This window comes from Cobetia sp. MC34, assembly GCF_018340035.1.
Classification (GTDB): domain Bacteria; phylum Pseudomonadota; class Gammaproteobacteria; order Pseudomonadales; family Halomonadaceae; genus Cobetia; species Cobetia amphilecti.
This window is the reverse complement of record NZ_JADPPY010000029.1, coordinates 35,640-45,696: the sequence shown is the minus strand read 5'-3', so window position 1 is coordinate 45,696 and position 10,057 is coordinate 35,640. Positions and strand designations below refer to the sequence as shown.

The 10,057-nt window shown below is 62.8% G+C and carries 9 protein-coding genes and 3 tRNA genes; 6 read left to right on the top strand and 6 right to left on the bottom strand.

Annotated features, from left to right (window positions below):
- Positions 1–150: 150 nt before the first annotated feature.
- Positions 151–942: a DeoR/GlpR family transcriptional regulator gene (locus tag IZU87_RS13740; protein ID WP_213114877.1), complete on the bottom strand. Its 792-nt coding sequence runs from the start codon at positions 940–942 to the stop codon at positions 151–153.
- Between the two features lie 471 nt (positions 943–1,413).
- Between IZU87_RS13740 and glpK the strand changes: the two genes are divergently transcribed.
- The 6 genes from glpK to IZU87_RS13710 all read left to right on the top strand — a co-directional run bounded on the left by glpK (position 1,414) and on the right by IZU87_RS13710 (position 5,287).
- A complete protein-coding gene (glpK, locus tag IZU87_RS13735; protein WP_213114876.1) occupies positions 1,414–2,946 on the top strand; it encodes a glycerol kinase GlpK in 1,533 nt (510 codons plus the stop codon).
- Between the two features lie 2 nt (positions 2,947–2,948).
- Positions 2,949–3,671 carry an MIP/aquaporin family protein gene (locus IZU87_RS13730; protein WP_249330616.1) on the top strand — a complete coding sequence of 241 codons (723 nt, stop codon included), beginning with the start codon at positions 2,949–2,951 and terminating at the stop codon, positions 3,669–3,671.
- Between the two features lie 217 nt (positions 3,672–3,888).
- Complete coding sequence (locus tag IZU87_RS13725) at positions 3,889–4,611, top strand: MIP/aquaporin family protein (RefSeq protein WP_213114875.1); 723 nt, start codon at positions 3,889–3,891, stop codon at positions 4,609–4,611.
- Between the two features lie 358 nt (positions 4,612–4,969).
- A tRNA-Val gene (locus tag IZU87_RS13720) sits at positions 4,970–5,046 on the top strand.
- A 37-nt stretch (positions 5,047–5,083) separates the two neighbouring features.
- Positions 5,084–5,160 (top strand) — tRNA-Val (locus IZU87_RS13715).
- A gap of 50 nt (positions 5,161–5,210) precedes the next feature.
- Positions 5,211–5,287: transfer RNA gene (locus IZU87_RS13710), tRNA-Val, on the top strand.
- A gap of 84 nt (positions 5,288–5,371) precedes the next feature.
- On the opposite strand, the gene IZU87_RS13705 is transcribed toward IZU87_RS13710, so the two are convergent.
- From IZU87_RS13705 to IZU87_RS13685, 5 genes are all read right to left on the bottom strand, one after another.
- Complete coding sequence (locus tag IZU87_RS13705; RefSeq protein WP_283248913.1) at positions 5,372–6,397, bottom strand: alpha/beta hydrolase; 1,026 nt, start codon at positions 6,395–6,397, stop codon at positions 5,372–5,374.
- Positions 6,398–6,561: 164 nt separating this feature from the next.
- Positions 6,562–7,050, bottom strand: coding sequence for a free L-methionine (R)-S-oxide reductase MsrC (gene msrC / locus IZU87_RS13700; protein ID WP_131432461.1), 489 nt, complete (start codon positions 7,048–7,050; stop codon positions 6,562–6,564).
- 218 nt (positions 7,051–7,268) lie between these two features.
- Positions 7,269–8,087: a MetQ/NlpA family ABC transporter substrate-binding protein gene (locus tag IZU87_RS13695; protein WP_213114882.1), complete on the bottom strand. Its 819-nt coding sequence runs from the start codon at positions 8,085–8,087 to the stop codon at positions 7,269–7,271.
- 160 nt (positions 8,088–8,247) lie between these two features.
- Entirely contained in the window at positions 8,248–8,901 is a 654-nt protein-coding gene (locus IZU87_RS13690; RefSeq protein WP_107336314.1) for a methionine ABC transporter permease, read from the bottom strand.
- Entirely contained in the window at positions 8,882–9,925 is a 1,044-nt protein-coding gene (locus IZU87_RS13685) for a methionine ABC transporter ATP-binding protein (RefSeq protein ID WP_213114874.1), read from the bottom strand. The genes IZU87_RS13690 and IZU87_RS13685 overlap by 20 nt, the downstream gene beginning before the upstream one ends.
- Positions 9,926–10,057: the final 132 nt, after the last annotated feature.

Below are 10,057 nucleotides of genomic sequence, written 5' to 3'. Positions count from 1 at the left end.
GGGGGCAAAAGGGGGGAAGAAGGAAGGGGGGGGGCGTGGGATAAGGGGGCGAGAGCCGGGCCAGGCTGCACGACGGCGTATTGCCTGGCCCTGATTGCGCGATGACTAGTCGGTGAGGCGACTAGTGGGCTGGATGGCGCGGCCTGGTGCTCAAGCGCCACCACTCTCGTCCGACGACTCGTCACCGGCGACATGCAGCGCGACCTCGTGCTGACGCATCAGGGTCAGGATGCTTTCCGGGGGCTGGATATCGGTGAAGAGCGCATCGAGCTGACTCAGGTTGCCCTGGCGCACGACCGCATTGCGCTGGAACTTGGAGTGATCCGCGATCAGGAAGACCTGGCGTGAGTTGTGGATGATCGCCTGGGCGACACGCACTTCCTGATAGTCGAATTCCAGCAGCGAGCCATCTTCATCGATGCCGCTGATGCCAATGATCCCGAAGTCGACCTTGAACTGGTTGATGAAGTCGATGGTGGCCTCGCCGATGATGCCGCCATCGCGGGAACGCACCATGCCGCCGGCCACGATGACATTGAAATCCTCCTTGTGCTGGAGGATGGCCGCCACGTTCAGGTTGTTGGTGATGACCTCAAGCCCGTGGTGATCACATAGCGCCTCGGCCACCATCTCGTTGCTGGTGCCGATGTTGATGAACAGCGAGGCGTGGTCTGGAATCTGCCTGGCCAAGGCCGCCGCCATGCGCCGCTTGGCGCCCAGGTTCAATGTCTTGCGGGTGCTGTAGGCGGTGCTGACGGTACTGGACTCAAGCCCCGCGCCCCCGTGCACGCGCTTGAGCGCGCCGGCCTCGGACAGCTGATTGAGGTCGCGACGAATGGTCTGCGGCGTGACCTCGAAGTGACTGGCCAGCTGCTCGATGGAGGCATATCCCTGACGCGTGATCAGTTCGACAATGGCGCGATGGCGCTTTGGCTGCATCATCCTGCTCTCTTGTTGTCAGCGGCTTGCGAAACGTGAGTTCACTTCATGTCAGCAAGTGCGCATCACGGTTGCCGTTGGGGAGTGGGGTCGTCCAGCGAGGGTACATCCTAATCCAACAGGGGGGCGTCAGTGCAATTTGACGAATGGCGTCAAGGTGTTGCGAAGCTGCAACAGGCCATGTCGGCGCAATGGACATGAGACCAAGGTACAATGATATTGATTGGTAATACGTTTGTGATAGCGCGCATTTGGCGCTAACGTTTGCAGCGATATTCGAAGACGAACATTTCGTGTTCGGTTGTGATGGTTCAAGAGGAAGTGTTCTCGCTGCGCCTGCCAAGCGCGGAGAGGACAAAGCCAACCCGCTTTCTCCTGTCGCTCTCACATGATACCCGAGCCAATATAGTGAAGTACCGCAGTCTCCGCTGACGTGTACTCTCAGAAGCAGCCTCGAAGCCAAGGACAGTCATAATGTCTAGCCCCAAGCCAGAGAAAGACTCTCGCGTCGATGGACCCACGCGCATTCTCGCGATCGACCAGGGTACCACCAGCTCCCGCGCCATCCTGTTCGATCGTGAAGGGACGGTGACAGGTCTGGCACAGGAAGAATTCCCGCAGCATTTCCCGGACAGCGGGTGGGTCGAGCACAACGTCGATGATATCTGGGGGTCGGTGAAGCGCACCGTGCGTCAGTCGCTGATCAACACCAATGTCGGCGCCGAGCAGGTGGCCGCCATCGGGATCACCAACCAGCGTGAGACCACCATCGTCTGGGACCGCAAGACCGGCGTGCCGGTCTACAACGCCATCGTCTGGCAGGACCGTCGCACCCACGAGTACTGTCGTGAGCTTTCCGATGCCGGTCATGGTGACATGATCCAGCAGAAGACCGGTCTGCTGATCGACCCGTATTTCTCCGCGACCAAGCTGCGCTGGATTCTCGAGAATGTCGAAGGCGTTCGCGCACGCGCCGAGAAGGGCGAGCTGGCCTTCGGTACCGTCGACAGCTACCTGATCTGGAAGCTGACCGCTGGCAAGCGTCACGTCACCGATGCCACCAACGCCTCGCGTACCTGCCTGTTCAACATCGTCGATCAGTGCTGGGACAGCGAGCTGCTGGAGCTGTTCGGTATCCCGGAATCCCTGCTGCCGGAAGTGCTGGATTCCAGTGATGATTTCGGCACCACCGACCCGCAGCTGTTCGGTGCGGCGATGCCGATTCGCGGCGTGGCCGGCGATCAGCAGGCGGCGCTGGTCGGTCAGGCCTGCTTCACGCCCGGCATGAGCAAGAGCACCTATGGCACTGGCTGCTTCATGATCATGAACACCGGCGAGAAGATGGAGCTGTCCCGCAATCGTCTGCTGACCACGGTGGGCTATCGCCTCAATGGCAAGCCGACCTATGCCATGGAAGGCAGCATCTTCGTGGCGGGCGCAACCGTGCAGTGGCTGCGTGATGGCCTGAAGCTGTTCTCCGATGCCTCCGAGACCGAACCGCTGGCGCGTGCGGCCAAGGCCGACCACGGCGTCTACATGGTGCCGGCCTTCACCGGCCTTGGGGCACCGCACTGGGACCCGCAGGCGCGTGGCGCGATTCTGGGGCTGACCCGTGGCACCGGCATCACCGATATCGTGGCGGCCGGCCTGCAGTCGGTGTGCTATCAGACGCGTGACCTGCAGGAGTGCATGCTGGATGACGTGGCCATCAACTGCGCGAATCTGCGCGTGGATGGCGGCATGGTCAGCAACAACTGGGTGATGCAGTTCCTGTCAGACATGCTGGGCGTGAAGGTGGATCGTCCGCGCGTGCTGGAGACCACGGCGCTGGGTGTCGCGTATCTGGCTGGCCTGCATATCGGCTGGTATGAAAGCCTGGATGAGATCAGCGAGCTGTGGCATTGCGAGCGTACCTTCGCGCCGGAAATGGCGGAAGAGCAGCGTGAGCGCCTCTACGCCGGCTGGCTGGAAGCGGTGGAAAGAGTGAAAAGCGACGGAGGGCACTGAGCATGTGGACTGATGTCATGACAGGCGAGTTTCTCGGCTGTCTGTTCCTTATCCTGTTCGGCGGTGGCGTGGTCGCCAATGTGGTGTTGTCTGACACCAAGGGCAATGGTTCCGGCTGGATCGTGATCACCACCGGCTGGGGCTTTGCCGTGATGATCGGCGTATTCGTGGCCGTCTCGACCGGTTCGCCCCAGGCGGACCTCAATCCGGCGGTGACGCTGGCCAAGTATCTGCTCGGGGTGCATGCCACCCTCGTTGATGTGGCGCGGCATGTCATCGCGCAGATGCTCGGTTGTTTTGCCGGTGCCGTGATGGTGTGGCTGGCCTATCTGCCGCACTGGAAGCGCACCAGCGATGCTGGCCTCAAGCGGGCGGTGTTCTGCACTGACCCGGCAGTCGAGTGTCGTCTGGGCAACATGCTCAGCGAAGTGATCGGGACCGTGGTGCTGATCTTCGGTATCGGTGCCATCGTCGGTTCCGGCACCATCAGCGCTGGCCTGCTGCCGTATCTGGTCGGCATGCTGGTGTGGGCCATCGGTCTCTCGCTGGGTGGCGCGACCGGTTATGCCATCAACCCGGCACGTGATCTGGGCCCGCGTATCGCGCACTCCTTGTTGCCGATTCACGGCAAGGGCGCTTCCGGCTGGGGGTATGCCTGGGTGCCGATCGCCGGCCCCCTGGCGGGTGCCTTGATCGCGGCCTCCATGTGGCATCTGCTGCTGTAACAAATCCTTGCCGCAATCCGCTGGAGCAGCCCCCTGCACCTGTGGCACTGTAGCCTGACTTCGCCCCGTCCCTCGACGGGGCGAAGTCATTTCGGGTCTCCGCCTTTTCTCGCCATCCCCCCGGCGATAGCACCACTCCATCGTCATGGGGCGCGTTCGTGCGGGCGAGAGGTGGCGGTAGACGACTGACAGGGGGCAAGTGGCGGAGGTCATCAATATGTGGACTGACGTCATGACGGGCGAGTTTCTGGGTACCACCTTCATGATTCTGCTGGGAGGTGGCGTGGTCGCCAATGCGATGCTCAGGGGCACCAAGGGAGCGGGTTCCAGCTGGTTGATGATCAATGCCGGCTGGGGATTTGCCGTGATGGTCGGGGTGCTGGTCTCGACCTCGACAGGGTCGCCCTACGGCGATCTCAATCCGGCGGTGACGATCGCGAAATACCTGCTGGGCGTGCATACCGACGAGCTCAAGGTCGCCAGGATGATGCTGGCGGAGCTGCTGGGCTGCTTCATGGGGGCGGTGCTGGTGTGGGCGGCCTATTACCCGCATTGGGAGGTGACCCGAGACCCGCTGCGCAAACGCGCGGTCTTCTGTACTGATCCGGCAGTGGCCAACAAGGCGGCCAATGTCATCAGTGAAGCGATCGCGACGGTGGTGCTCATCTTCGCCATCGGCAGCATGGTCGACAGCGCGCTGGTCACCGATCAGGCGCTGCCATATCTGATCGGTGTGCTGGTCTGGGCGATCGGCCTGTCGCTGGGTGGGCCGACCGGCAACGCGATGAACCCGGCGCGTGACCTGGCGCCGCGCATCGCGCATTGGGTATTGCCGATTGCCGGCAAGGGCAGTTCGGGCTGGCAGTATGCCTGGGTGCCGATCGCCGGTCCCTTGCTGGGGGCCGTGTTGGCAGCTGCGCTGCGTCGGGTCTTCCTCTAGCCGTCGAGGCGCTGCGGCCAGCCATTGTCGTGTCCGTGCGCTGCCAGCCAACCTTGTGCCATTCGACAAGAGTGGTTGGCGGCGTAGGGCTGAGCAGGGCAGATCAGACCGGATGAGTCCTTTTCAGGCCTGGCCGCGATGACGTGCCTCGCTTGCGTGCCACGCGCGCGGCCGGTCCGTGCTCGTTCTATGTCCGCTCTATGCCCGTTCTATTTGCCTGATCATGGCAAGGCGGAATGGCGAGAAAATTTTTTATCATCAGGGGGTTGCATCAAAACGGGAGTTGCGTAGAATACGTCCTCGCTGACAGGGCAAAGCACTTCGCATCACACTGCTTCGCGTTTCAGCATGCTGACATAGGACCATAGCTCAGTTGGTTAGAGCGCCACGTTGACATCGTGGAGGTCGGCGGTTCAAATCCGCCTGGTCCTACCAGCATCGGCACTGATGGCAACATCGCGCCACTTGATTCAGGACCATAGCTCAGTTGGTTAGAGCGCCACGTTGACATCGTGGAGGTCGGCGGTTCAAATCCGCCTGGTCCTACCAAGCCGTTCCACGGTATGTTTCAAGTGTTCCTGTGTCATCTGCCACACTTCAGGACCATAGCTCAGTTGGTTAGAGCGCCACGTTGACATCGTGGAGGTCGGCGGTTCAAATCCGCCTGGTCCTACCAGATTCCAGAAAACGCCCGGCTCATCGAGTCTGGCGTTTTCGTGTGCGTGTCATGAAAATCTGCCGCGGGATTGGTGCGCGCCGCTCAGACAAGTGTCTCGTCGAGGAATTCGCGTGCTTCCTTGAGGGCGGCATTGGCAGCGCTCAGCAGTGGGGCGAAGCCGACGAACACATGTGGCATGTCCGGCCACAGACTCAAGGTGACGGGCGAGCCGCAGTCCTGCGCCTGAGTAGCATAGCGACGGCTGTCATCGAGCAGGATCTCCGCCTCGCCGCACTGGATAAGCGTCGGTGGTAGCTCAAACAGATTTCCCTCCAGCGGCGAGATGCGCGGATCACTCATGTCGGTGCCGTCCTGCACATAGGCCATGCTCACGAAAGGCAGCAGATTGGGATCGAGGACCGGGTCCACCTCGGCCTTGCGCGACAGCGAGGCGCTGCCCCAGCTGAGGTCCGTGGCGGGCGAGAAGGCGATCACCGCATCCGGCAGCCGCTCACCTGCGCTCTTGAGCGCATTCACGGCCGCCAGCGTGAGGTTGCCGCCCGCACTGTCACCGGCCAGCAGCAGGTGGTCCTGCGGGTATTCGTCACACAGCCAGCGCCACGCGGCCAGCACGTCCTGCAGGCCGGCCGGGAAGGCGGCCTCGGGCGCGAGGCGGTAATCCAGGGTGTAGGTCTCGGCGCGTGCCGCTCGCCCCAGACGGCTGGCCAGAGGACGATGGCCGGCAGGTGAGCCTGCGATCCAGCTGCCACCATGCACATACAGCAGGCGACGCGGGCGCGCTGGTGCGTCTTCGGGTGCCGGCAATACCTCACAGACACGCTCTCCCTCGCCGCCTGACACCATCGCGAGACGCGGTGTCACGCCGGTGTCGAGAATGCTGGCATCGGCGGCGAAGTAAGCCTCAAGCAGGGTGCGCTTGGCGCCGAGGTCATTGCCGGTGCGCGCCGTGAAGGCCTTGATGCGCTCAAGATGCTTGATGACCTGCTCAAGCCCGGCATGCGCTTCGTCGTGATTGTGCAGCGAGGCCTCCGCATGTGGGGGCGGCGAATCCGGGGAGGAGGGCGATGTAGAGAGCGACGAGGGATGAGATGGCGACCGGGATGACATGTTTGGCTCCTGTCGGGGGCGAGAGCTCTTAACCTGTCATCTCGCACGGGGCTGTGCAAGGCCTGACAGGCCACAACGCAAACCGCCCGCCGTGCGAGTGGCGCGGCGGGCGGCAGAGCGTGATGCTGACGTTCAGGCTGTCTGTCAGGCGGGCGCTCAGTTTGTCAGGCAGGAACGCTGTCGAAGTCGCTGGAGGCGATGAAGATCTCGACCAGGCGCTCGATGCCGGCCTGATCCTCTTCGTCGAAGCGCTCGGGGCTCGGGCTGTCCAGATCCAGCACACCCCACAGCACTTGCTGACCGTCCTGCTCGATGAGCACCGGGATGACCAGCTCGCTGCGCGAGGCGGCGTCACAGGCGATATGGCCCGGGAAGGCGTGCACGTCCGCGACACGCTGGGTGGTGCGCTCGGTAGCGGCAGCGCCACACACGCCCTTGGTGAAGGGAATCGGGTGGCAGGCCGGCTGACCCTGGAACGGCCCCAGGTGCAGGATTTGCGGCTGACGTTGCACATAGAAGCCTGCCCAGTTGAGGTTCTCCACTGTCATGTTGACGAAGGCAGCCGTCTGGGAGGCGTTGGTCAGCCAGTCGCGGGTATCGAGGATGGCATCCAGCTGGCGGGCCAGCAGTGAATAGTCGGGGCGAGTGGCCATGAGGGCTCCTGAGGGATAGGTAAGGTGGCGAGATGGCGCAAGAATGCGGTCGCGGGTCGCCTGTTTCAAGCGTGTCCTGCGCGCGTGTCTGCTCGCACTGCGCCGGCTGCTGGGCGTGATGAGATGCGTGATGAGATGAGTCATCCACCGGATGCAAAAGCGCCGACCAGTGGTCGGCGCTTTGCGTTCAGGCGTCTGTCGGTGACGTGGGGTGAGGCTTACTTCCAGCCCGGTACCGCCGCACCCTTGAACAGCTCTTCCGCCTTGGCTTCGACTTCCGGCGTCTGATAGGCCTTGACCAGCTTCTGCACCTTCTCGCTGTCTTCATCGCCCTGACGCACGACGATCAGGTTGACGTACGGAGACTCGGCGCCTTCACGGATCAGCGCGTCTTCCGGCTTCAATCCAGCCGGCTGGGCGAAGGTGTTGTTGATGAAGGCCAGGTCGACGTCCGGCAGGATGCGCGGCAGCTGGGCAGCCTCGATTTCCTTGAACTGGTAGTCATGCGGGTTCTTGGCGACATCGATCGGGGTCGCTTCGAGGTTGCTCTTGTCGGTCAGCTCGATCATGCCCAGGTCGTGCATCAGGATCAGCGAGCGGCCTTCGTTGGACGGGTCGTTCGGCAGGGCGATGGTTGCGCCGTCCGGCAGTTCGCTGATGTCTTCGTACTTCTCGGAATAGGCACCGATCGGGTACACGAAGGTCTTGCCGGCGCTGGCGAACTTGTAGCCGCGCTCACGCACCATGGATTCCATGTACGGCTGGTGCTGGTAGGCGTTGGCGTCCAGCGAGCCATCGGCCAGAGCGGCGTTCGGTGACACGTAATCAGTGAACTCGGTGATCTCGACGTTCAGGTCGTACTTTTCCTTGGCGATCTCGGCCGCGACCTTCATCACTTCGGTTTCCGGGCCTGCGACGGTGCCCATCTTGAGGGTGTTCTCGTCGGACGCGTCGTTGCCACAGCCTGCCAGCAGGGTGGCGCCGAGCAGGGTCGCGGCACCGGCAAGGCGCAGCGGGGAAGACAGTGTGGTCAGCATGTTGCGCATCGAGGTTCTCCTTGTGATCCAGCGTGACCGACGCGGTCCGCGGGATATTATGAGTGATGGCTCATCGTGATGAGCCGTCACGATACCGAAAGCATTCTTGCATGTGGAGCGACCGACGGCTGTCGAGCGCTCGTCACCGTGGCGGCAGGTGTCACTTGTGATTCGACTTGCGCACCAGGTGGTCACCCAGGCTCTGGAAGCCCTGCACCATGACGACGAGGATGACCACGGTCACCAGCATCACCATCGGGTCGAAACGGTTGTATCCGTAGCGAATGCCCAGATCCCCCAGGCCGCCGCCACCGACGGTGCCGGCCATGGCGGAATAGCTGATCAGGGTCACCACGGTGATGGTCAGGCCGTTGATGATGCCGCCGCGCGCTTCCGGCAACAGTACCTTGGTGATGATCTGCATCGGCGTGGCGCCCATGGCCTGGGCGGCTTCGACCAGACCCGGGCCGACTTCATTCAGTGCACCTTCGATCAGGCGGGCGACGAAGGGGATCGAGGCGATGGTCAGCGGCACGATGGCGGCATTGGTGCCGATCGAGCTGCCCGCGATCAGGCGCGTCAGCGGGATGATCGCCACCATCAGGATGATGAACGGCACCGAGCGACCGATGTTGGTGATGATGCTCAACACGCTGTTGAGTGCCGGGCGCGCGAGAATCTGGCCGGGACGCGAGGTGTAGAGTGCCACGCCCAGTGGAATGCCGAGTGCCGCGGAGATCAGGCCTGCCACCGCGACCATGTACAGGGTCTCGAGGGTGGAGGACAGGACGAGTTCAAGCAGTGCGGGTGACATGACCGAGCACCTCCACTTTCAGGTCGTGGGATTCGAGATAATCGAGCGCTTGCCGGGTCTGGCGGCTGTCGCCCATCAGTTCGGCGATCATCAGGCCCAGGGTGCGGTCCTGAATGGATTCCACCTTGGCCTGCAGGATGCTGACATCCACCTGGCATTCACGCGCCAGACGGGAGATCAGCGGAGTGGAGACGGCGTCGCCGCTGAAGGCCAGTCGCACCACCGGGTGGGTGTGCGGGCCGGCCGTGGCTTCGAGGCGCTCGACCAGCGCACGCGGCGGCTCAAGCTCCAGGAAGTCATTGAGGAACTCGCGACCCAGGCGGGTCTGCGGTGCGGTGAAGAAATCGCCTACCGAGGCGACTTCGACCAGTTCACCGCCGCTGATCAGGGCGACCTGATCACAGATGCTCTTGACCACTTCCATCTCGTGGGTGATCAGCAGGATCGTCAGGCCCAGCTTGGTGTTGATGTCCTTGAGCAGCTCAAGGATGGAGGCGGTGGTCTGCGGGTCGAGGGCCGAGGTGGCCTCATCACACAGCAGCACCTTGGGGCGGCTGGCCAGCGCACGGGCGATGGCCACACGCTGTTTCTGGCCGCCGGACAGCTGGGCAGGATACTGGTCGGCCTTGTCGCCCAGGCCGGTCAGCTCCAGCAATGGCTCGACGCGCTTTTTGATCTCGTCCTTCGAGATGCCAGCCAGCTCCAGCGGCAGCGCCACATTGGCGAAGACCGTGCGTGAGGAGAGCAGATTGAAGTGCTGGAAGATCATGCCGATCTGGTGACGAGCGCTGCGCAGGGCGGACTCGTCGAGCTCGGTCAGTTCCTGACCATCGACGACGACGCTACCGGCAGTGGGGCGTTCGAGTAGATTGACGCAGCGAATGAGGGTCGACTTGCCGGCACCGGACAGGCCGATGACACCGGTAATGGCGCCCTGAGGAACCGTGAGGCTGGCATCCTTGAGCGCGACCACGGCCTTGTCACCACTGCCGTAAGTCTTGGAGACGTTCTTGAGTGTGATCATGGGGGTCCGAGTGGTTAAGGCACCAACCGGATTGCGGGCGAAGGTCTGTAGAGGACAGAACGTTCTGCCGGCGTCTGCGCACATGGCAGACAGCGAAGAGGGGAGCGATCCAGTGGGGAGAAAAAAGACCAC

Coding starts and splice junctions, on each gene's coding strand:
- IZU87_RS13695 (WP_213114882.1), bottom strand. CDS start 8,087: ATGCTGACCACACTGTCTTCCCCGCTGCGCCTTGCCGGTGCCGCGACC.
- glpK (WP_213114876.1), top strand. CDS start 1,414: ATGTCTAGCCCCAAGCCAGAGAAAGACTCTCGCGTCGATGGACCCACG.
- IZU87_RS13705 (WP_283248913.1), bottom strand. CDS start 6,397: ATGTCATCCCGGTCGCCATCTCATCCCTCGTCGCTCTCTACATCGCCC.
- msrC (WP_131432461.1), bottom strand. CDS start 7,050: ATGGCCACTCGCCCCGACTATTCACTGCTGGCCCGCCAGCTGGATGCC.
- IZU87_RS13730 (WP_249330616.1), top strand. CDS start 2,949: ATGTGGACTGATGTCATGACAGGCGAGTTTCTCGGCTGTCTGTTCCTT.
- IZU87_RS13725 (WP_213114875.1), top strand. CDS start 3,889: ATGTGGACTGACGTCATGACGGGCGAGTTTCTGGGTACCACCTTCATG.
- IZU87_RS13690 (WP_107336314.1), bottom strand. CDS start 8,901: ATGTCACCCGCACTGCTTGAACTCGTCCTGTCCTCCACCCTCGAGACC.
- IZU87_RS13740 (WP_213114877.1), bottom strand. CDS start 942: ATGATGCAGCCAAAGCGCCATCGCGCCATTGTCGAACTGATCACGCGT.
- IZU87_RS13685 (WP_213114874.1), bottom strand. CDS start 9,925: ATGATCACACTCAAGAACGTCTCCAAGACTTACGGCAGTGGTGACAAG.